Source organism: Streptomyces sp. NPDC046859 (assembly GCF_040645135.1).
In the GTDB taxonomy this organism is placed as follows: Bacteria; Actinomycetota; Actinomycetes; order Streptomycetales; family Streptomycetaceae; genus Streptomyces.
This window is the reverse complement of sequence record NZ_JBEYXR010000007.1, coordinates 318,288-339,551: the sequence shown is the minus strand read 5'-3', so window position 1 is coordinate 339,551 and position 21,264 is coordinate 318,288. Positions and strand designations below refer to the sequence as shown.

General features: G+C 71.5%; 16 protein-coding genes. 10 read left to right on the top strand and 6 right to left on the bottom strand.

Annotated features, from left to right (window positions below; all coding sequences use genetic code 11):
• The first annotated feature begins 153 nt into the window (after positions 1 to 153).
• The 5 genes from ABZ899_RS13850 (at position 154) to ABZ899_RS13830 (ending at position 8,885) form a co-directional block, all read left to right on the top strand.
• A complete protein-coding gene (locus ABZ899_RS13850) occupies positions 154 to 2,187 on the top strand; it encodes a thioredoxin domain-containing protein (protein WP_361345160.1) in 2,034 nt (677 codons plus the stop codon).
• 191 nt (positions 2,188 to 2,378) lie between these two features.
• Complete coding sequence (locus ABZ899_RS13845) at positions 2,379 to 3,656, top strand: glycosyltransferase (RefSeq protein WP_361345158.1); 1,278 nt, start codon at positions 2,379 to 2,381, stop codon at positions 3,654 to 3,656.
• Positions 3,653 to 5,299, top strand: a complete 1,647-nt coding sequence (locus ABZ899_RS13840; protein WP_361345156.1) for a phospholipid carrier-dependent glycosyltransferase — start codon at positions 3,653 to 3,655, stop codon at positions 5,297 to 5,299. Before ABZ899_RS13845 ends, ABZ899_RS13840 begins: the two co-directional genes overlap by 4 nt.
• Positions 5,296 to 6,483, top strand: coding sequence for a glycosyltransferase family 2 protein (locus ABZ899_RS13835; protein ID WP_361345154.1), 1,188 nt, complete (start codon positions 5,296 to 5,298; stop codon positions 6,481 to 6,483). Before ABZ899_RS13840 ends, ABZ899_RS13835 begins: the two co-directional genes overlap by 4 nt.
• Complete coding sequence (locus ABZ899_RS13830; RefSeq protein WP_361345152.1) at positions 6,480 to 8,885, top strand: galactose oxidase-like domain-containing protein; 2,406 nt, start codon at positions 6,480 to 6,482, stop codon at positions 8,883 to 8,885. Before ABZ899_RS13835 ends, ABZ899_RS13830 begins: the two co-directional genes overlap by 4 nt.
• Here the strand turns inward: ABZ899_RS13830 and ABZ899_RS13825 are convergent.
• Together ABZ899_RS13825 and ABZ899_RS13820 are read right to left on the bottom strand one after the other, a co-directional pair.
• Positions 8,882 to 9,613, bottom strand: a complete 732-nt coding sequence (locus tag ABZ899_RS13825) for a Mut7-C RNAse domain-containing protein (RefSeq protein WP_361345150.1) — start codon at positions 9,611 to 9,613, stop codon at positions 8,882 to 8,884. The two genes, ABZ899_RS13830 and ABZ899_RS13825, sit on opposite strands and share 4 nt — an antisense overlap.
• A gap of 302 nt (positions 9,614 to 9,915) precedes the next feature.
• Positions 9,916 to 10,662: a hemolysin III family protein gene (locus ABZ899_RS13820; protein ID WP_361345148.1), complete on the bottom strand. Its 747-nt coding sequence runs from the start codon at positions 10,660 to 10,662 to the stop codon at positions 9,916 to 9,918.
• 324 nt (positions 10,663 to 10,986) lie between these two features.
• Here ABZ899_RS13820 and ABZ899_RS13815 point away from each other — a divergent pair, with 324 nt between their 5' ends.
• Entirely contained in the window at positions 10,987 to 12,810 is a 1,824-nt protein-coding gene (locus tag ABZ899_RS13815; RefSeq protein ID WP_361345146.1) for a phosphoenolpyruvate carboxykinase (GTP), read from the top strand.
• A gap of 224 nt (positions 12,811 to 13,034) precedes the next feature.
• Here the strand turns inward: ABZ899_RS13815 and ABZ899_RS13810 are convergent, their stop codons facing one another.
• Positions 13,035 to 13,442 (bottom strand): hypothetical protein, encoded by a 408-nt coding sequence (locus tag ABZ899_RS13810; RefSeq protein WP_361345145.1) that lies wholly within the window; start codon positions 13,440 to 13,442, stop codon positions 13,035 to 13,037.
• Between the two features lie 99 nt (positions 13,443 to 13,541).
• The gene (locus tag ABZ899_RS13805; RefSeq protein WP_361345143.1) at positions 13,542 to 14,753 is read right to left on the bottom strand and encodes a pyridoxal phosphate-dependent aminotransferase; all 1,212 of its coding nucleotides are present in this window, start codon (positions 14,751 to 14,753) and stop codon (positions 13,542 to 13,544) included.
• Positions 14,754 to 15,075: 322 nt separating this feature from the next.
• Between ABZ899_RS13805 and ABZ899_RS13800 the strand changes: the two genes are divergently transcribed.
• Positions 15,076 to 16,005: a serine protease gene (locus ABZ899_RS13800; protein WP_361345141.1), complete on the top strand. Its 930-nt coding sequence runs from the start codon at positions 15,076 to 15,078 to the stop codon at positions 16,003 to 16,005.
• A 19-nt stretch (positions 16,006 to 16,024) separates the two neighbouring features.
• On the opposite strand, the gene ABZ899_RS13795 is transcribed toward ABZ899_RS13800, so the two are convergent.
• Positions 16,025 to 17,632: an amidohydrolase family protein gene (locus ABZ899_RS13795; RefSeq protein ID WP_361345139.1), complete on the bottom strand. Its 1,608-nt coding sequence runs from the start codon at positions 17,630 to 17,632 to the stop codon at positions 16,025 to 16,027.
• A gap of 13 nt (positions 17,633 to 17,645) precedes the next feature.
• Positions 17,646 to 18,914 (bottom strand): amino acid deaminase, encoded by a 1,269-nt coding sequence (locus ABZ899_RS13790; protein ID WP_361345137.1) that lies wholly within the window; start codon positions 18,912 to 18,914, stop codon positions 17,646 to 17,648.
• A 134-nt stretch (positions 18,915 to 19,048) separates the two neighbouring features.
• On the opposite strand from ABZ899_RS13790, the gene ABZ899_RS13785 reads away from it, so the two are divergent.
• Genes ABZ899_RS13785 through ABZ899_RS13775 form a run of 3 tightly spaced genes read left to right on the top strand, consistent with a single transcriptional unit; the run spans position 19,049 to position 21,263 of the window.
• Positions 19,049 to 20,098, top strand: coding sequence for a sugar kinase (locus tag ABZ899_RS13785; RefSeq protein ID WP_361345135.1), 1,050 nt, complete (start codon positions 19,049 to 19,051; stop codon positions 20,096 to 20,098).
• Complete coding sequence (locus tag ABZ899_RS13780) at positions 20,095 to 20,856, top strand: IclR family transcriptional regulator (RefSeq protein ID WP_361345133.1); 762 nt, start codon at positions 20,095 to 20,097, stop codon at positions 20,854 to 20,856. The genes ABZ899_RS13785 and ABZ899_RS13780 overlap by 4 nt, the downstream gene beginning before the upstream one ends.
• On the top strand, positions 20,853 to 21,263 hold the full coding sequence (locus ABZ899_RS13775) for a RidA family protein (RefSeq protein ID WP_361345131.1): 411 nt from the start codon (positions 20,853 to 20,855) through the stop codon (positions 21,261 to 21,263). The genes ABZ899_RS13780 and ABZ899_RS13775 overlap by 4 nt, the downstream gene beginning before the upstream one ends.
• Position 21,264: the final 1 nt, after the last annotated feature.

The window sequence follows — 21,264 nt, the reverse complement described above, 5'->3', positions numbered from 1 at the left end:
GAGCGCGAGAGGGCGACGATCACGACCCCCTCCAGGACCGGTGATCGTCCGAGCACCCGTACGACACCCGGACAGACACCCGAGTCCGGCCGCCGACAGGCGGGGCGCGGACCGTCCCGGGACCGGCCGGGGGAGGTGGGGCAGGATGGGGACATGCCGAACCGACTGGCCCACGAGACGTCCCCCTACCTGCTCCAGCACGCCGACAACCCGGTGGACTGGTGGCCGTGGTCGGAAGAGGCCTTCGAGGAGGCCCGCAGAAGCGGCCGGCCGGTCCTGCTGAGCGTCGGGTACAGCAGTTGCCACTGGTGCCACGTCATGGCGCACGAGTCCTTCGAGGACGAGGCGACGGCCGATTTCCTCAACACCCACTTCGTCAGCGTCAAGGTGGACCGCGAGGAGCGTCCCGACGTGGACGCCGTCTACATGGAGGCCGTGCAGGCGGCGACAGGCCAGGGCGGCTGGCCCATGACGGTGTTCCTCACCCCCGATGCCGAGCCCTTCTACTTCGGCACGTACTTCCCGCCCGCGCCCCGGCACGGGATGCCGTCCTTCCAGCAGGTGCTGGAAGGGGTCCGCAGCGCCTGGGCCGACCGGCGGGACGAGGTCGCCGACGTCGCCGGGAAGATCGTGCGGGACCTGGCCGGACGGGAGATCTCCTACGGTGGCACCGAGGCCCCCGGCGAGCAGGAACTGGCGCAGGCGCTGCTCGGCCTCACCCGGGAGTACGACCCGCAGCGCGGGGGGTTCGGGGGCGCCCCCAAGTTCCCGCCGTCCATGGTGATCGAGTTCCTGCTGCGCCACCACGCGCGCACGGGCGCCGAGGGCGCCTTGCAGATGGCGCGGGACACCTGCGAGCGGATGGCCCGGGGCGGTATCTACGACCAGCTCGGCGGCGGTTTCGCGCGGTACTCGGTGGACCGGGACTGGGTGATCCCGCACTTCGAGAAGATGCTGTATGACAACGCCCTGCTGTGCCGGGTCTACGCGCACCTGTGGCGGGCCACCGGGTCGGATCTGGCGCGGCGGGTGGCGTTGGAGACGGCGGACTTCATGGTCCGCGAACTGCGCACGGAGCAGGGCGGGTTCGCCTCCGCGCTCGACGCCGACAGCGACGACGGGACCGGCCGGCACGTCGAGGGCGCGTACTACGTGTGGACGCCGGAGCAGCTGCGCGAGGCGCTCGGGGACGACGACGCCGAGCCGGCCGCGCGGTACTTCGGGGTGACCGAGGAGGGCACGTTCGAGGAGGGCGCCTCGGTGCTGCAACTCCCGCAGCGGGACGAGGTGTTCGACGCCGGGTGGGTCGCGTCGGTGCGCGCCCGCCTGCTGGAGCGGCGGGCCGGGCGGCCCGCACCGGGCCGGGACGACAAGGTCGTCGCCGCGTGGAACGGCCTGGCGATCGCCGCGCTGGCCGAGACCGGCGCCTACTTCGACCGCCCGGACCTGGTGGACGCCGCGCTCGGTGCGGCCGACCTGCTGGTGCGGGTGCATCTGGACGAGCAGGCGCGGTTGACCCGGACCAGCAAGGACGGCAGGGCCGGGGCCAACGCGGGGGTGCTGGAGGACTACGGCGATGTCGCCGAGGGCTTCCTGGCACTGGCGTCCGTCACGGGGGAGGGTGTCTGGCTGGACTTCGCCGGGTTCCTGCTGGACCACGTGCTGACCCGGTTCGTGGACGAGGAGTCGGGCGCGCTGTACGACACGGCCGCGGACGCCGAGCGGCTGATCCGGCGGCCGCAGGACCCGACCGACAACGCGGTGCCGTCCGGGTGGAGCGCGGCGGCCGGGGCGCTGCTCGGCTATGCGGCGCACACCGGGTCCGAGCCCCATCGCCGGGCTGCCGAGCGGGCGCTGGGCGTGGTGAAGGCGCTCGGTCCGCGGGTGCCGCGGTTCGTCGGGTGGGGGCTCGCGGTGGCGGAGGCGCTGCTCGACGGGCCGCGCGAGGTCGCGGTCGTCGGTCCCGCGCTGTCGGACGAGGCGACAAAGGCGTTGCACCGTGCGGCGCTTCTGGGGACGGCGCCGGGCGCGGTGGTGGCCGTGGGGGCTGCGGAGCGTGACGAGTTCCCGTTGCTCGCCGGGCGGCCGCTGCAGCAGGGGGCGCCGGCCGCGTACGTCTGCCGTAACTTCACCTGCGACGCCCCGATCACGGATCCGGAGCGGTTGCGGGAGACGCTGAGCAGCTGAAACAGGGGTCGTATCGCGGCGGTTACGTGAGGCGTGTTCGAATTGTTCACTCTCGCGTTCCGTTGTGATGAAACGCGCTCTTCATCGAAACGGCCTGCGGGCTTCACAGTTCCCCCCTAATGTCTGCACAGTGCCGCGACGGGTGTGACTCACCGTCGCGACAGGGGGCATTGGGGATCTGGGGGGATCTGTTGCTGACGTCTGTCTTCATAGCCGTCGTCTCGCTGGCCTTGTTCTGGATGGCGGCTTTCACCTTGTGGTGGCAGATGCACGCGTGGCGTACGCCCGAAGTGCTCGCCTCCACCCGGTTCAGCAGACCGGACGGGGACGACCACGTGTCGTTCTCCCTGCTGCTGCCGGCCCGGCACGAACAGGCCGTGCTGGACCACACGATCCAGCGGCTGCTGGAGTCCACTCACACCGATTTCGAGATCATCGTCATCGTCGGGCACGACGACCCGGAGACCACCGAGGTGGCCGAGCGGGCCGCGGCCCGCGATCCGCGGGTCCGTGTCGTCGTCGACACGCACGAGAAGAAGAACAAGCCGAAGGCGATGAACACCGCGCTGCCGCACTGCCGGGGTGACGTCGTCGGGGTCTTCGACGCCGAGGACCAGGTCCATCCGGAGCTGCTGGCCCACGTGGACCACGCGTTCCGCACGACCGGGGCGGACGTCGTCCAGGGCGGCGTCCAGCTGATCAACTTCCACTCCAGTTGGTACAGCCTGCGCAACTGCCTGGAGTACTTCTTCTGGTTCCGCTCGCGGCTGCATCTGCACGCGCAGAAGGGGTTCATCCCGCTCGGCGGCAACACGGTCTTCGTCCGCACCGACGTGCTGCGGCAGGCCGGCGGCTGGGACCCGGACTGCCTGGCCGAGGACTGCGACCTGGGGGTCCGGCTGTCCAGTGTCGGCAAGAAGGTCGTCGTCGCCTACGACTCCGACATGGTGACCCGGGAGGAGACGCCCGGCAGTCTGATGTCGCTGCTGAAGCAGCGCACCCGCTGGAACCAGGGCTTCCTGCAGGTCTACCGGAAGAAGGACTGGAAGCAGCTGCCCACGTTCGGGCAGCGGCTGCTCGCCCGCTACACGCTGATGACGCCGTTCATGCAGGCGTTCACCGGGCTCGTCATTCCGCTGAACATCGCGATCGCGGTGTTCCTCGACGTGCCGGTGAGCATCGCGTTCATCACCTTCCTGCCGGCCGTCACCGCGCTCGTCACGTTCGTGTTCGAGATCGTCGGACTGCACGACTTCGGGCGGCAGTACGGGCTGCGGGTGCGTTTCGTCCACTATCTGAAGCTCGTGGTGGGCGGCCCCTTCTACCAGGTGCTCCTCGCCGGGGCCGCCGTGCGCGCCGTGTGGCGTGAGCAGCGCGGCCGCAACGACTGGGAGCTGACCAGCCATGTCGGGGCGCATCTGGACGCCGTCGACGTGACCCGTGACCTCCGAGAGGACGTCCCTGCGTGACCTCCACCCTTCCCGCGGTGACCACTCCGAAGGTCCCCGCGCAGCGCCGGCCTGCGTCCACGGCACGTCCGACCGGTCGAACAGCGCCGTCGCGGCTGCGTTCGTCCCGCTCCGACCTGCTCCTGTGCGGTGTCCTGCTGGTGGCGATCCTCGTCGTCCAGGGCTGGAACATCGCCGACTACCCGACCCTCAGCGACGACGAGGGCACCTATCTCGCCCAGGCTTGGGCGGTCCAGGAGGGCCGCGGCCTGGCCCACTACACCTACTGGTACGACCATCCCCCGCTCGGCTGGATCCAGATCGCCGTGCTGACCTGGATCCCGGCCGCGCTGAGCCCCGAGTCGATGACCGTGGGCACCATGCGGGCCGCGATGCTCGTCGTCAGCGCGATCAGCGCGGTGCTGGTCTACGTCCTCGGGCGGCGGCTGTCCCTGCCGCGCTGGGCGGCCGGGCTCGGCATGGTGCTGTTCGGTCTGTCGCCGCTGTCGGTGGTGCTCCAGCGGGAGATCTTCCTCGACAACCTCGCGGTGATGTGGACGCTGCTGGCGTTCGCGCTGGCGGCCTCGCCGAACCGCCATCTGTGGCACCACTTCGGCGCGGGCGTCGCGGCCGCCACGGCCGTGCTGACCAAGGAGACGATGCTCTTCGTGCTGCCGGCGGTGCTGGTCACCATGTGGCGGCACAGCCACCGCGACACCCGCAAGTTCGCCGTCACCGGGGCGGTCACGGCGTGTGCGCTGATCGGTCTGTCCTATCCGCTGTTCGCGCTGCTGAAGGGCGAGTTGCTGCCGGGCAGCGGGCACGTCTCGCTGTGGGACGGCGTCACCTACCAGATGACCCGGCCCGGTTCGGGCTTCATCCTCGACGAGGGCTCGGGTTCCTGGGGCGTGCTGCAGTCGTGGCTCTACTACGACCGTGTCCTCATCGTCGGCGGTCTGGCCGGCGCTCTGCTGCTGCTCGTGACCTGGCGCTGGTCGGTGACCGCCCGCGCGCTGGCCGGGCCGTCGGCCGCCGTGGTGATCCTCGCCCTGGTCGCCCTGCGCCCGAGCGGCTACCTGCCGGCCATGTACGTCATCCAGGCGCTGCCGTTCCTCGCCCTGGTGCTGGCCGGCGGTACGGCCTCCGTGGCGCACGCCGTGCTGCGGCGCCGGCGCTCGGAGGGCGAGCCCCGCGCGGTCACCGGGGGCCGGTACGCCCTGGCGGCGGTGCTGGCGATCGCGGCCGGCGCCTATGTCGTGCCGCGCTGGTACGACGGTGACCGCACGGCCGTCACGGCCGACGCCAACGCCCCCTACCAGGCCGCCTCGAAGTGGCTCGCCAGTGAGGTGGAGGACCCGGCGGACACCCGCGTCCTGGTCGACGACGCGCTCTGGCTCGACCTGGTGCACGCCGGGTACGAACCGGGACGGGGCGTCATCTGGTTCTACAAGGCCGACCTCGACCCGGCCGTCACCAAGACGATGCCGCGCGGCTGGAAGGACCTCGACTACGTCGTGGCGTCCCCGACGGTCCGGCGTGACGCCGTCGACCTGCCCAACGTCAGGGCGGCCATCGAGCACTCCGAGCCGGTCGCCGTCTTCGGCAGCGGCGAGGACCGTATCGAGATCCGCCAGATCCAGACTTCCGCCGGAGGCGTTCGATGACCCACGAGTACACCGTCCCCGGCCGGCTGGGCGATCCGGCCGTCGAGGCCACCGAGGTTCCCGAGCCGGGAGCCGTCACCATCGTCGTCCCGACGTTCAACGAGTCGGCGAACGTACGGCAGTTGCTGCACCAGATCACCGAGTCGGTGCCGTCCCGGCTGCCCTGTGAGGTCGTCTTCGTGGACGACTCCACCGACGACACCCCGCAGGTCATCGAGGAGGCCGCCAAGGACTGCCCGTTCCCCGTCACCGTCCTGCACCGGGAGGAGCCGGTCGGCGGGCTCGGCGGCGCGGTCGTGGAGGGCATGAAGGCGGCCGGCTCGGACTGGATCGTCGTCATGGACGGCGACTGCCAGCATCCGCCGTCCCTGGTCCCGGAGCTGGTGGCCACCGGCGAACGCGCGAACGCCGGGCTCGTGGTCGCCTCCCGGTACATCAAGGGCGGCAGCCGGGCCGGGCTCGCCGGCAGCTACCGGATCGCCGTGTCCCGGGGCGCGACGTGGCTGACCAAGGCCCTGTTCCCGCGCCGGCTGCACGGCATCAGCGACCCGATGAGCGGCTTCTTCGCGATCCGGCGCAGCGACATCGCCGCGGAGGCCCTCAAGCCGCTCGGTTACAAGATCCTGCTGGAGCTGGCGGTCCGCAGCCGCCCCCGGGCGGTCACCGAGGTGCCGTTCGTCTTCCAGGAGCGGTTCGCGGGGGAGTCCAAGTCCACCGCCGCGGAAGGACGCCGCTTCCTGCGGCACCTCGCCGGGCTGCGCACGGCCGGTCCGCTGGCCCGGATGGTGGTGTTCGGGCTGATCGGGCTGACCGGCTTCGTGCCCAACCTGGCCGCGCTGTGGGCGATGACCGAGGCGGGCCTGCACTATCTGCCGGCCGAGATCATCGCCAACCAGTTCGGGGTGGCCTGGAACTTCCTGCTGATCGAGAAGCTGCTGTTCCGTGAGCGGCGCGTCCACCGGCACTGGGCCGACCGCACGGTCCGGTTCGCGCTGCTCGCCAACGCCGACCTGGTGCTGCGCATCCCGCTGATCGCGCTGCTCGTCGGCCAGTTCGGGCTCGCCGTGCTGCCCGCGACGGCGCTGGCCCTCGTCATCACCTTCGTCCTGCGCTTCGTGGGTACCGAGGCGCTGGTCTATCTGCCCCGCAGGAGCCGCAGCCGCACAGCAAGGAGTACTGCATGAGATCCAGAACGAGAACGGCCCTGGTGGCCGTGATGGGCCTCACGGGAGGGCTGCTGCTCACCGCGCCCCAGCCCGCGTCCGCCGCCAACCTCGTGAAGAATCCCGGCTTCGAGACCGCGGGCGGCGACGACATGCCGTACTGCTGGAAGAAGTCCGGGTGGGGGGACAACGACTTCGCCTTCGAGACGGTGGCCGACGCGCACTCCGGTTCGAAGGCGATGAAGGTGACGCTGACCCGCCGGACCGAGGGCGACCGCAAGGCGCTGATCACCGAGTCCGCCGCGTGCGCGCCGGTCGTCTCGACCGGAAAGCAGTACGACCTGGGGCTCTGGTACAAGTCGACGACGCCGGACACCTCGGTCACCCTGTTCCGGCACGACGCGACCGGCGGCTGGCAGTACTGGACGGACCTGAAGACGCTGGAGATGGCGGCGGGCTGGACCGAGGCGACGGTCCGCACCCCCGAGGTGCCGGCCGGCACCGACCGGATCGCGTGGGGCGTCTCCGTCTACGGCACCGGCTCGGTCACCACCGACGACTACACGATGGAGCAGGTCGCCGAGCCCGTGCCCGACCCGGTGTGCACGGGCACCGCCGAGGAGTGCGCGAACGGCCGCTGGGACGTGCTGCCCACGCGGAACCCGGTCCGCTCCATGCACTCCGTCGTCCTCAACAACGGCAAGGTGCTGCTGATCGCCGGGTCCGGCAACAGCGAGGAGATGTTCGAGGCGGGCACGTTCACCAGCGCGGTCTACGACCCGCGGAACGGCACGTACAAGCAGATCCCCACGCCCAAGGACATGTTCTGCGCCGGGCACGTCCAGCTGAAGGACGGCCGGGTGCTCGTGATGAGCGGCAACAAGGGCTATCCGTCGGCCGACGGCAGGGTCGGCTACCAGGGCTACAAGGACTCGTACGTCTTCGACCCGGTCACGGAGACCTACAGCAGGACCAACGACATGAACGACGGGCACTGGTACCCGTCGGCGACGATCCTCGGCAACGGCGACGTCATCTCCTTCGGCGGGCTGCGGGAGGACTCGACCGGTTCGGTGACGGCCGAGCTGTGGTCGGACGCCGAGCAGAAGTGGCTGGAGCTCTGGAAGGTCAACCAGACCTGGTCGTACTGGGGTCTGTACCCGTCGATGATCCTCATGCAGGACGGGCGGCTCTTCTACTCCGGCAGCCATGTCTTCGGCAACAACATCCCGGGCACGGGCGCGGCGATCTACGACTACGACGCCAACACCGTCACCCAGGTCCCGGGCCTGCGGAAGAAGGACGAGCGCGACCAGTCGGCGAGCGTGCTGCTGCCGCCCGCGCAGGACCAGAAGGTCCTGACCATCGGCGGCGGGAACATCGAGTCCAACCCGGACGCCAACCGTCTCACCGACGTCATCGACCTCAAGCAGCCGAACCCGTCGTACGTGGCCGGGCCGCCGCTCCCGCAGGGGACGGTCGACCTCGGCGCCGGGAAGGTCGCCGAGACCGGCGCCCAGGGCAAGATGTACGTCTCCGCGGTGCTGCTGCCCGACGGCAAGGTGCTGGAGACCGGCGGCGCCCTGCACAACCGGGCCGACCCCGTGTACGAGTCGTCGATCTACGACCCGGCGACCGGCACCTTCGACCCGGTGGCGGCCGACCCGGAGGAGCGCGGCTACCACTCCTCGGCGTTCCTGCTGCCCGACGGCCGGGTCATGGCGACCGGCGACAACCCGGGCAACGGCTCCTGGAACCACGACGTGTCGATCTACACCCCGCCCTATCTGCTCAAGGGCGCACGCCCCACGATCACCTCGGTGATCGACACCGAGTGGACGTACGGCGACACCCAGCGGATCACCGTCGACCGGCCCATCGCCAAGGCCGAGCTGATCCGCCCGGCCGCCGTCACCCACTCCTCCGACCCCAACCAGCGGTTCGTCGACCTGCCGCTGTCGGTGGACGGGAACGACGTCGACCTGAACGTGACGAGCAACCCCGACCTGGCGCCGCCCGGCTGGTACATGCTCTTCGCGGTGGACGCCAACGGGGTGCCGTCGGTGGCGAAGTGGGTGCACCTGGACGGCCCCCGGGCGCTGAGCGCCAAGGACGCCTCGCCGCACGTCCACGCCTTCGCCGACGACCTCGAGGGCAAGGTCACGGGCCCGGGCAAGAAGCGCACGGCGCAGAAGGTCGGCCCGGCCGTCTCCGGCTGCGACCGGCACTACGGCTCGGTCAACGTCTGTGTGCCGACGGACTTCCCGCCGGCCGTGAAGGCGACGACGAAGGCCCGCTGCGACTGGCTCAAGGACAACGACTACGGCCGGCTGAAGGTCAACGGCAAGGACGACCCGCTGCGCCTCGACCCGAACCGGGACGGCGTGGCCTGCGGGAAGGGTGATGTGAGGAGCAGGCGTTAGCGCCGGCTCGCGTACTCGGCGAGGGCGCGCTCCACGATGGCTTCGAGCTGTTCTTGGTGCGCGCCCTTCCAGTAGGCGCGCCCGCACGCCGTGCACTGCGCGAAGACGTCGTACGTCCGCCGGGTGCCGCCCTCCAGCTGGTCGGCGACCTCGTCCTTGGTGGCCTCCTTCAGCAGGCCGTTGCAGGCGGTGCAGCGGGTCCAGGGACGCAGTTCCGGGCGGAAGCGGTCGAGGACGTCCCGCAGCTGCTCCTCGGGGCGGGTGCTGTAGACGTAGCCGCCGGCCCACAGCTCGCGGCGGCGCAGCAGGCCCCGGTCGCGGCTGAGCATGATCCGTCTCTCGGCGGCGGAGCGGGCGGCGAGCGCCGGGTCGCCGATGTCGGTCGACTCGTACGCGGTGTCCACGCCGAGCAGGCGCAACCGGCGGGCGAGGGTGCCGAGGTGGACGTCGAGGAGGAAGCGCAGGGGGGCGCCGGGCACCCGCTGGGGGCGCTCGACGGGGCGCACGGTCACGGACTCGCCGGCCTGGGGAACGTGCCCGACGGGGACGGGACGGCCGTCCACGAGGAGGGTGCCGACCTCGGTGAGCGGGACGCCCAGGGACTCCACGACATGGCCGAGGGTGGAGGCGCCGTCGGTGGTGAGCGCGGTGGCGCCGCGCCGCCGGGCACCGGCGACGAACAGGTGCAGCTCGGGCGCGAACTCGACGTGGATCTCGGGACCGTTCACCTGGTCAGGATGTCACGGCAGGGGGCGGGCCCCCCGGGGATTCTCCGCGGGGACGCCGTGCCCGGCCACGTCCGGAGCCCGGTCGAGGAGGCCGGGGAGGTCGTCCTGGAAGCCGTGCTCCGCCCCGTACCGGCTGCTCGATCGTGGGGGCCGCCCACGCCCTGTTCGGCGGTCAGGGCGTGGGCGGCCTCGCGGACGGCGAGGCGCGTCTTCGTCCCGCTCGCGCTCCCGCGGGACCGCGGGGCGGGCCGTCGCGGGGGTGCGTGCCGTGGCCACGGGCGCGTTGCCGGCCCGGACGCCGGTCAGGCGTGCTGGTAGGCCACGAGGGAGATGCCGATGTAGTGCGCGGTGAACGCGGCCAGCGTCAGGGAGTGGAAGACCTCGTGGAAACCGAACCAGCGCGGTGACGGGTTCGGGCGCTTGATGCCGTAGACCACGCCGCCGGCGCTGTAGAGGAGGCCGCCGACGACCACCAGGACGAACACGGCGACGCCGCCGGTGCGCATGAAGTCCGGCAGGAAGAAGACGGCGGCCCAGCCCATCGCGATGTAGCAGGGCGTGTAGAGCCAGCGGGGCGCGCCGACCCAGAAGACCCGGAAGACGATGCCGGCCGCGGCGGCGCTCCAGATGCCCCAGAGCAGCCACTGCCCCTTGGCGCCGGGCAGGAGCAGCATCGTCAGCGGCGTGTAGGTGCCCGCGATGATCAGGAAGATGTTGGCGTGGTCGAGCCGGCGCAGGACACCGTCCATGCGCGGGCCCCAGGTTCCCCGGTGGTACAGCGCGCTCACGCCGAACAGCAGGCAGGCCGTGAGGGTGTAGATCCCGCAGGCGAGCCGGCCGCGCGGGGAGTCCGCGAGGGCGGTGAGGATCAGCCCGGCGACGAGCACGGCGGGGAACATGCCCAGGTGCAGCCAGCCGCGGAGCCTCGGTTTGATCTCCTCGCCGAGCTGCTGGGCCTGGTGGGCGATCTGATGGGGCAGGGAGGGCCCATCGGAGTCCCGGCCGGCGGCCGGCGTGTCCGTGGGCGCGTCGGGGACGGGCGTAGTCATGGGGAAATCGTACCTACGGAACCGTAAGTTATGCCGCGCGGTGGCCTGATGAGGGCCCGAAGTGTCCATCGTCTCACGGGTGCCGGGTGTGCGCGCCCGGGTGAATCCGCGATGGCGGATCGAAAACATCCGAATGAGTGGCGATCCTCACGCCGCTCACTTGTGACGCCCTCTGGACATATGCGCGGACGCATCGGATGATCAAATGAGTGCGGTCGGCACCGGATGAGCGCGGCGCGATCCAGTCAGTGCGGCGTCCGGGTCGAGGCCCCCACGGGGTACACAAGGGCATATCAAGGACAAAATCCTCACTTAGGAGCAACCGTGGCGCGTGACAACACGGCTCCCCCCGTCGTTCCCACCCAGCACCAGGCACTCGTCACCTGGGTGAACGAGATCGCCGAACTGACGCAGCCGGACAACGTGGTCTGGTGTGACGGATCCGAGGCCGAGTACGAGCGCCTGTGCGAGGAGCTCGTCGCCAAGGGCACCTTCAAGAAGCTCGATCCGATCAAGCGCCCCAACTCGTACTACGCCGCCTCCGACCCGACCGACGTCGCCCGTGTCGAGGACCGGACCTTCATCTGCTCCGAGAAGGAGGAGGACGCGGGCCCGACGAACCACTGGAAGGCCCCGGCGGAGATGCGGGAGATCTTCCAGGGGGAGCAGGGCCTGTTCCGCGGCTCCATGCGCGGCCGCACCCTCTACGTCGTGCCCTTCTGCATGGGCCCGCTCGGCTCGCCGCTGTCCGCGATAGGCGTGGAGATCACCGACTCCGCGTACGTCGCCGTGTCCATGCGCACGATGACCCGGATGGGACAGGCGGTCCTGGACGAGCTCGGCTCCGACGGCTTCTTCGTCAAGGCCGTGCACACCCTCGGGGCCCCGCTGGAGCCCGGCCAGGAGGACGTCCCCTGGCCCTGCAACAGCACCAAGTACATCTCGCACTTCCCCGAGGACCGCGAGATCTGGTCCTACGGCTCCGGCTACGGCGGCAACGCCCTGCTCGGCAAGAAGTGCTACGCCCTGCGCATCGCCTCGGTCATGGCCCGCGACGAGGGCTGGCTCGCCGAGCACATGCTGATCCTCAAGCTGACCCCGCCGCAGGGCGAGTCGAAGTACGTCGCCGCCGCCTTCCCGAGCGCCTGCGGCAAGACGAACCTCGCCATGCTGGAGCCCACCATCTCCGGCTGGACGGTGGAGACGATCGGCGACGACATCGCCTGGATGCGCTTCGGCGAGGACGGCCGCCTCTACGCGATCAACCCCGAGGCCGGCTTCTTCGGCGTCGCGCCCGGCACCGGTGAGCACACCAACGCCAACGCGATGAAGACGCTGTGGGGCAACTCGGTCTTCACCAACGTCGCGCTGACCGACGACGGCGACGTCTGGTGGGAGGGCATGACGGAGGAGACTCCCGCCCACCTCACCGACTGGAAGGGCAACGACTGGACGCCGGAGTCCGGCACGCCGGCCGCGCACCCCAACGCCCGCTTCACCACCCCCGCCTCGCAGTGCCCGATCATCGCGCCCGAGTGGGAGGACCCCAGGGGCGTGCCGATCTCCGCGATCCTCTTCGGCGGGCGCCGCGCCAGCGCCGTACCGCTGGTGACGGAGTCCTTCGACTGGAACCACGGCGTCTTCCTCGGCGCCAACGTGGCCTCCGAGAAGACCGCCGCGGCCGAGGGCAGGGTCGGAGAGCTGCGCCGCGACCCGTTCGCCATGCTGCCGTTCTGCGGCTACAACATGGGCGACTACATGGCCCACTGGGTCGACGTGGCCAAGGACAAGGACCCGTCCAAGCTGCCGAGGATCTACTACGTCAACTGGTTCCGCAAGAACGACGAGGGCAAGTTCGTCTGGCCCGGCTTCGGCGAGAACAGCCGCGTCCTGAAGTGGATCGTCGAGCGCCTGGAGGGCAGGGCCGAGGGCGTCGAGACGCCGATCGGCGTCCTGCCGGCCAAGGGCGCCCTCGACACCGCGGGCCTCGACCTGTCCGACTCCGACCTGGACTTCCTGCTCACCGTCGACAGGGACGTCTGGCGCGAGGAGGCGGCGCTCGTCCCCGAGCACCTCGACACCTTCGGCGACCACACGCCCAAGGAGCTGTGGGACGAGTACGACGCGCTCGTGAAGCGCCTGGGCTGAGGACAGCCCCCCAAGACGCCGCGGCCGGCTCCGATCGTGCCCTGACCAGCTACATCGTCACGGCCGGCCGCGGTGACCGCCTCCCGGACCGGCGAGGCTCCGTACAACGGCGTGCGGGGCCCCGGGCCTGCCGCCGCCGGTTCCCGTCCGCCCCGACGGGACGAGAGCGGCGGCAGGCCCTCGCCTGACGGCGAGGGCCTGCGAGAAGCCAGGGGTGAGGGGTCTCAGCCGACCCCGGTCAGTTTCTGCGCCGCGGCGTGCGCGTCCATGCGTTCGGCGGCGAGGATCGCCGCGGCGGTGTCCGCGCGGGACGCGGCGACGACCAGGGCGCGGCCCGCCAGGGCGTGCGCCCGCCGGTGCAGGGTGACCAGCCGCGCCGGGTCGGCCGCGACGGCGGAGCGGGCCGGAGGGTGTCCTTCCCGGAGCCGGGTCACCTGCTCGGCGAGCCGTTCGGCCGCGAGGTCCAGGTCCTGCGAGGGTGCCGTCGCACGCAGCTCGTCCGTGACGGCGAGCAGCGCGGCGAGGTGACCGGCGAGCTGGATGTCCAGCTCCTCCTCGCGCGAGCGGTGGGGGAAGTCGGTGCCGCCGGCCATCGTGCTGTGGATCGACTTGGTGCGGATCGGTTCGTACATGGGGGATGGCCTCCTGTGCGCTGACAGGAAGCCATCCTAGCTTGGATCTCGTCTAAAGTTGAGCTGTATGCAAGAAGTGGACCGTGCATGTACGTACGGTCACGGCTGGCCGTATCCGTCGAGGAAGCGGCCGATCCGGCCCATCGCGTCCCGCAGGTCCGTGGTCGTCGGCAGGGTCACCACCCGGAAGTGGTCCGGCTCCGGCCAGTTGAAGCCGGTGCCCTGGACGACCATGATCTTCTCGCGGCGCAGCAGGTCCAGGACCATCCGCCGGTCGTCCTTGATCTTGAAGACCTTGGGGTCCAGGCGCGGGAAGAGGTAGAGCGCGCCCTTCGGCCGGACACAGCTCACGCCCGGGATGGCGGTCAGCATCTCGTAGGCGACGTCCATCTGCTCCTTGAGCCGCCCGCCGGGCAGCACCAGGTCGTCGATGGTCTGCCGGCCGCTGAGGGCGGCGACGACCCCGTGCTGACCGGGCATGTTCGCGCACAGCCGCATGTTCGCGAGGATGGTCAGACCCTCGATGTAGGAGTCGGCGTGCGCGCGCGGGCCCGAGATCGCCATCCAGCCCACCCGGTAGCCGGCCACCCGGTACGCCTTGGACATGCCGTTGAAGGTGAGGGTCAGCAGGTCGGGGGCGACGGCGGCGGTCGGGGTGTGGGTGGCGCCGTCGTAGAGGATCTTGTCGTAGATCTCGTCGGAGCAGACGAGGAGGTTGTGCCGTCGCGCGATGTCCGTCAGCCCGCGCAGGACGGCCTCGTCGTACACGGCCCCCGTCGGGTTGTTGGGGTTGATGATGACGATGGCCTTGGTGCGGTCGGTGACCTTGCGCTCGACGTCGGCGAGGTCGGGCATCCAGTCGGACTGCTCGTCGCACCGGTAGTGCACGGCGGTGCCGCCGGACAGGGACACGGCGGCGGTCCACAGGGGGTAGTCCGGCGCCGGGACCAGCACCTCGTCCCCGTCGTCGAGGAGACCCTGCATCGCCATGACGATCAGCTCGGAGACGCCGTTGCCGATGAAGACGTGCTCGACGTCGGTCTCGATGCCGAGGGTCTGGTTGTGCATGACGACGGCCCGGCGTGCGGCCAGCAGGCCCTTCGCGTCGCCGTAGCCATGGGCCGACGACACGTTGCGGAGGACGTCCTCCAGGATCTCGGGCGGGCACTCGAACCCGAACGCCGCCGGGTTGCCGGTGTTCAGCTTGAGGATCCGATGCCCTGCCGACTCGAGCCGCATCGCCTCCTCGAGCACCGGGCCCCGGATCTCGTAACAGACGTTGGCGAGCTTGGTCGACTGGATCACCTGCATGTCTGGGAGCTTACGGCCGCGCCCCGGGCGAAGGCCCGTGTTTTCCGCCACGTGAGACCGCGGGGCGGCCCGTGTACGGCCGGACGGGGGACGGCGGGAGGCGCCGCCGGGCCGGCTGTGGGGATCCGGCCACCCTCCCGTGGAGGTCCTGCGCCGCCGCGCCGAAACCTCCCGTACCCGGTGGTAGGGAAAGCCCTACGACCCGGACCCATCGGTCATCAAGTCCTTGTCCGGGTCCTCCTCCTGAGTGAGAATGCGCATGACAAAAGCGCGGGTGGCCGGAGGTTCTCCGGTCACCCTCCTCGTATGAGGGGACCCCCACATGAGAAAACCTCTCGGCGCCACCCTCCTCGCCCTGGCGATGGCCGGGGCCGGCGCCGCACCCGTGGCCGCGGCTCCCGCGGACACCGCGCCGTCCTTCGGCAAGGGTGCCGGAACGGGCTCGGTCACCTCGGTGGTCCGGGACACCGTCGCCTCCGTCACGGCCGGTCTCGAACAGGCGCTCAAGCCGTCCGTCCAGGCCGTCGACTTCGCCGGCACCGTGGCACTCAGCAACTGCTCCGGCTCCGTCGTGCGCTTCCCGAAGTCGCAGGACGGCGACCCGGCGCTCGTCATGTCGAACGGCCACTGTCTGGAGACCGGCATGCCGGGCCCCGGCCAGGTCGTCGTCGACCGGGCGTCCAGCAGGACCTTCAGCCTGCTGAACGCGTCCGGCTCCAGGGTCGCCACCCTGCGGGCCGGCAAGATCGCCTACGGCACGATGACCGACACGGACGTGTCGATCTACCAGCTCACCACCACGTACGCGCAGATCAAGAGCGCGTACGGGATCAGCGCGCTGACCGTGTCCGACACCCGCCCGGCCGCCGGCACCGCCATCACCGTCGCCTCCGGCTACTGGAAGCGGCTGTACAACTGCAACGTCGACGGCTTCGCGTACCGCCTGAAGGAAGGCGACTGGACCTTCAAGGACTCGGTCCGCTACACCTCCGCCTGCAACACCATCGGCGGCACCTCCGGCTCCCCGGTGATCGACCAGGCCACCAAGCGGGTCGTCGCCGTCAACAACACCGGCAACGAGGACGGCCAGTCCTGCACGGTCAACAACCCGTGCGAGGTCGACGAGAACGGCAAGGTCACCGTCCGCCAGGGCATCAACTACGCCCAGCAGACGTACCAGATCCCCGCCTGCTTCGGCACCGGCAACAAGCTGAACCTGAACGCGAGCGGCTGCGTCCTGCCCAGGCCGTGACCGCCGCGACGCGGACCGGCTAGCCGGTCCTGCGGACCGCCCGTCCCGCCAGTACGTCCGTGCGGCGGCCGTCCTCGATGACGAAACGGCCGTCCACGAGCACATGCGGGATACCCGTCGGTGGTGTGCGCGGCTCCGCGAACGTGGAGCCCGCCGCCACCGTCTCCGGGTCGAACAGCACCAGGTCCGCCCGGTACCCCTCGCGGACCAGACCCCGGTCCGGCAGCCGCAGCCGCGCCGCCGGACGCGAGGTCAGACGGGCCACGCACGCCTCGAGCGACAGCACCCCCAACTCCCGCACGTAGTGGCCGAGATAGTGCGGGAAGGTGCCGTACGCGCGCGGATGCGGCTTGCTGCCCTGCAGGATGCCGTCGGAACCGCCCGTGTGGACGCGGTGCCGCATGATCGCCCGGACGTTCTCCTCGTGGCCGACGTGCTGCAGGATCGTCGTGCCGAGGCGGTCCTCCAAGAGCAGCCGGCGCGCGGTCGTCCAGGGCTCCTCGCCGCGCGCGTCCGCCGTCTCCCGGACCGTGCGGCCGACGTGGTCCGCCAGCGCGGGCTCGCCCACCCCCGAGATCTCGACGGTCTCCCACTCGACGGGCACGCCGTGGCAGCCGTCCGCGCCGACGACCTCCAGATGGTGCCGGATCCGCTCGGCCGTCGCGTCGTCGGCGAGCCGCGCGAGGACCGCCTCCGGGCCGCCCTCGCTCGCCCAGCTCGGCAGCAGGGCGACCAGGGTCGTGCAGCCGGGCGTGTAGGGGTAGGTGTCGAGGCTGATGTCGGCGCCCTCGGCGAGCGCCTTGTCCAGCAGGGACAGCAGCTCCGGGGCCCGGCCCCGGTTCACGCCGAAGTTCATGGTGGCGTGGGCGAGATGCAGCGCGCAGCCCGCCTCCCGGGTCAGCGCCACCATCTCCTCGTATGCCCGCAGCGCCCCGGCCCCGTAGGAGCGGTGGTGCGGGCAGTAGTAGCCGCCGTACCGGGCGACGACCCGGCACAGCTCGGTCAGTTCGGCGTCCCGCGCGTACATGCCCGGCGTGTACGTGAGTCCCGAGGACAGTCCGACCGCGCCCTGCTCCAGTCCCTCGGCGACCAGGGCCCGCATCCGGTCGAGCTCGGCGGGCGTCGCCTCCCGGTCCTCCCAGCCGACGACGAGCGCCCGGACCGTGCCCTGCGGGACGAGGTACGCGGCGTTCACCGCGATGCCCCGGTCGAGCCGGTCCAGGTACTCGCCGACGGACCGCCAGTCGAAGTCGATGTCGTCGCCGGAGCCGTTCCAGCCGGCGATCGCGCGCCGCACCTCGCCCAGGGTGCGGTCGTCGACGGGCGCGTACGACAGCCCGTCCTGGCCGAGCACCTCCAGGGTGACGCCCTGGGCGGCCTTGGCGCTGTGGTCGGGGTCCCGCAGCAGCGCCAGGTCGCTGTGGGCGTGCATGTCGACGAAGCCGGGGGAGAGGACCAGTCCCTCCGCGTCCAGCTCGCGGCGCGCCTCGGGCCGCTGGCAGCCGGCCGCGGCGGCCTCCTGGACGATCGACACGATCCTGCCGCGGTCCACGACCACGTCGGCGCGGTAGGACGGACCGCCGCTGCCGTCGACGACGTCGGCGTCCCGGATGACGAGGTCTTCCACGACCGGCCCCTCCTCAGAAGAACGTGCGGATGTAGTCGACGACCGTCCCGTCCGCCTCGGCGAGCGGGATCAGCTGCCACTTGTCGAACGCCGTGCACGGGTGGGACAGGCCCAGTCCGAGCCAGTCCCCGACCTCCAGGTCCGCCTCCCCGGTCGTCTCCAGCCAGCCGTGCTGGTCGGACAGCGCGGTCACGGTGACGCCGGTGGCGGGGCGCTCGACGCCGTCCCGGCGGACCACCTGGGCGACCGGCAGATCGAGGTCGTACGCCGCGTCGCGCTTGCCGGCGTTGACGAAGGCCTGGCCGGGGGAGGGGCGGGAGACGACCTGCGCCCACAGCCGGAAGGCGGGCTCCAGGGCGCCCTCCTGGGGGACCCGGTTGAACGGGGTGAGCTCGCGGTAGTGGCCGTCGTCGTGCGAGACGTACGCGCCCGAGCGCAGCAGCTTCAGCACGGGCACGGAGAGCCCGGGGATCTCGGCGAACACGTCGGCCACCGCGTCGAACCAGGCGCTGCCGCCCGCGCTCACGACGATCTCGTCCAGGCCCACGAACCGGCCCGCCCTGTCGAAGGACACCGCCAGCGCCACCAGCCGGCGCAGCCAGGCGCGCACCCGCTCGGGGTCCGCCCCCGGGACCTCGCCCTCGTACCCGGCGACCCCGGCGAGGCGCAGCGTGTCCGTGGCGGCCACCGCGTCCGCGACGGCCGCGCACTCCTCGTCCGTGCGGACGCCGGTGCGGGCGCCCTCGCCGGCCGCCAGCTCCACGACGACGTCCAAGGGCCGGCCGGCCCCGGCGGCCCGCAGCGCGGCGTCCATGAGCCGTACGCCGGACACGGAGTCGACGTAGCAGACGAGGCGGAAGTCCGGGTCGGTCAGCTCACCGGCGATCCAGCGCAGGGCGGAGGCGTCCACGAGCTCGTTGGCGAGGAAGATCCGCCGGACGCCGAACGCCCGGGCCACCCGCACCTGGTGGGGCACGGCGAGCGTGATGCCCCAGGCGCCGCGCTCGATCTGCCGCTGGAACAGCTGGGGCGCCATCGAGGTCTTGCCGTGCGGGGCGAACGCCAGACCGTGGCGGTCGGCGTACGTCTCCATCAGGGCGAGGTTGTGCTCCAGGCGCTCGGCGGAGAGCGCGAGCACCGGGGTGGTGAAGCCGTCGGTGAAGAGGTTGCGCCGCTGGGCGGCCAGCTCCCCGACGGTCAGGCCGTCGGCGTCGGGCGGGAGGCCCTTGAAGCGGTGGTCGACGCGTTCCTCGGACAGGCGGGCCAGCGCCTCGTTCCCCATGGAACCTCCCTGATCAGTGACGTTGCAGTGAGTGCAACACTCATTGCGTATTTCGCTTGTCGCTGTCTAACATCTCGGCCAACCGCGGGTCAACGGAACCGCATATCCGCCCAAGGTCTGGAGCTACGACGATCGTGACCCTCACCGGACCCTGCGACGCCCCCGGCGTCGTGGACGTCGTCGCGCTCGGCGAGTCCATGGTCACGTTCCTGCCGTCGCGGCCGGGACGCCTCGCCGACGTCCCCTCGTTCGAGCGGGCCATCGGCGGCGCCGAGTCCAACGTGGCCTGCGGGCTCGCCGCCGCCGGCCACCGGGTGCGCTGGGTGAGCCGGGTGGGGGCCGACGGCTTCGGCGACCACCTCGTGGAGGCCATCGGCGGCCACGGCGTCGACGTCTCGGCCGTGCGCCGCGACCCGGCCCGCCCGACCGGCGTGTACTTCCGCACCGCCGGCGACCGGGCCACCGACGCGCACGAGGTCGCCTACTACCGGGCCGGATCGGCGGCGTCCGCCATGTCCCCGGAGAACGTCGACCTCGACGCCGTGCGCGCGGGACGCGTCCTGCACCTGTCCGGGATCACCGCCGCGCTGTCGGGCACCTGCCTGGACCTGCTGCGGGAACTGACCGCACCGCGCGAGGACCGCCCGCTCGTCTCCTTCGACGTCAACCACCGGCCCGGCCTGTGGCGGGACGCCGGCGGCCCGGTGCTGCTGGACCTCGCCCGCGCCGCGGACCTCGTGTTCGTGGGCGTGGACGAGGCGCAGGAGGCCTGGGGCGTCACGGGGGGCCCGGAGGCGGTCCGCGCGGCGCTGCCGCAGCCACCGCTGCTGGTGGTGAAGGACGGCCCGCGCGGCGCGACCCTGTTCGACGGCGCCACGCGCCCGGCCGTGTACGTGCCGGCCCCCAGGGTCCGCGTCGCCGCCGCGACCGGGGCCGGGGACGCCTTCGCCGCCGGGTTCCTCTCCGCCACCCTGCGCGGCCTCCCCCCGCGCGACCGACTGCGCCACGGGCACCTGTGGGCCGCCGCCACCCTCACCAGCCCCGCCGACCTCGCCGCGCCCCCCGCCCGCGACACCGCCGACGGCCTGGTGGCCCTCGACGACGCCGGGTGGGAGAAACTTCGACTCGGCCCCGGCCGGACCCACGCCACGGACCGGGCCGACGAGGAGGTACCCACGCCATGAGCCAGACCGTCGACCGCGCGCTGAGCATCCTGCCGCTGCTCGCCGAGGGCCCCGCCGACCTGGGCAAGGTCGCCGAGCGGCTCGGCGTCCACAAGTCCACCGCGCTGCGGCTGCTGCGCACCCTGCACGAACACGGCATGGTCTACCGCCAGTCCGACCAGCGCTACCGGCTCGGCGCCCGCCTCATCGCCCTCGCCCAGGAGGCGATGGAGAACCTCGACATCCGCGGGATCGCCCACCCCCACCTGGTCCGGCTGAACGAGAGTTGCGGGCACACCGTGCACCTCGCCGTGTACGAGGAGGACGAGGTGCTCTACATCGACAAGGTCGAGAGCCGCTACCCCGTGCGGATGTACTCGCGGATCGGCAAGCCCGTCGCCATCACCGTCGCGGCCGTCGCCAAGCTGCTCCTCGCCGACCTGCCCGAGCATGAGCGGCGGGCCCTCGCCGAACAGCTCGACTACCCCATGTACACGTCCCGTTCCACCCCCAACGCCCCCGCCTTCCTGAGGGAGTTGGACAAGGTCCGCGAACAGGGCTGGGCCACCGACCTCGGCGGCCACGAGGAGTCCATCAACTGCGTCGCGGCGCCGATCCGCGGCGCGGACGGCCGGGTCGTCGCCGCGATGTCGGTGTCCGCGCCCAACGTCGTCGTCACCGCCGACGAACTCCTCACCCTGCTCCCGCTCGTGCGCCGCACCGCGGACGCGATCAGCGGCGAGTACTCCGGCAGAACCCCAGCGAAGGACACCCCGTGACCGACAAGACCGCGCTCACCCCGAAGACCCACACCACCCCGCCCGCGAAGTTCTCCCACGGGGTGCGCAAGGGCAACATCCTCCAGGTCGCCGGTCAGGTCGGCTTCCTCCCCGCCGTCGAGGGCCAGGCCCCCACGCCCGCCGGCCCCACCCTGCGCGAGCAGACCCTCCAGACCCTCGCCAACGTCAAGGCGATCCTCGAGGAGGGCGGCGCCTCCTGGGACGACGTCATGATGATCCGCGTCTATCTGACGGACGTGGACCACTTCGCCGAGATGAACACGCTCTACAACGCCTACTTCGAGGAGCAGGGCCTCACCCAGCCGCCCGCCGCCCGCACGACCGTGTACGTCGGTCTGCCCGCGGGTCTCCTCATCGAGATCGACGCGCTGGCCGTCCTCGGCTGAC

Coding starts and splice junctions, on each gene's coding strand:
- ABZ899_RS13850 (WP_361345160.1), top strand. CDS start 154: ATGCCGAACCGACTGGCCCACGAGACGTCCCCCTACCTGCTCCAGCAC.
- ABZ899_RS13835 (WP_361345154.1), top strand. CDS start 5,296: ATGACCCACGAGTACACCGTCCCCGGCCGGCTGGGCGATCCGGCCGTC.
- ABZ899_RS13830 (WP_361345152.1), top strand. CDS start 6,480: ATGAGATCCAGAACGAGAACGGCCCTGGTGGCCGTGATGGGCCTCACG.
- ABZ899_RS13820 (WP_361345148.1), bottom strand. CDS start 10,662: ATGACTACGCCCGTCCCCGACGCGCCCACGGACACGCCGGCCGCCGGC.
- ABZ899_RS13810 (WP_361345145.1), bottom strand. CDS start 13,442: ATGTACGAACCGATCCGCACCAAGTCGATCCACAGCACGATGGCCGGC.
- ABZ899_RS13805 (WP_361345143.1), bottom strand. CDS start 14,753: ATGCAGGTGATCCAGTCGACCAAGCTCGCCAACGTCTGTTACGAGATC.
- ABZ899_RS13800 (WP_361345141.1), top strand. CDS start 15,076: ATGAGAAAACCTCTCGGCGCCACCCTCCTCGCCCTGGCGATGGCCGGG.
- ABZ899_RS13790 (WP_361345137.1), bottom strand. CDS start 18,914: ATGGGGAACGAGGCGCTGGCCCGCCTGTCCGAGGAACGCGTCGACCAC.
- ABZ899_RS13780 (WP_361345133.1), top strand. CDS start 20,095: ATGAGCCAGACCGTCGACCGCGCGCTGAGCATCCTGCCGCTGCTCGCC.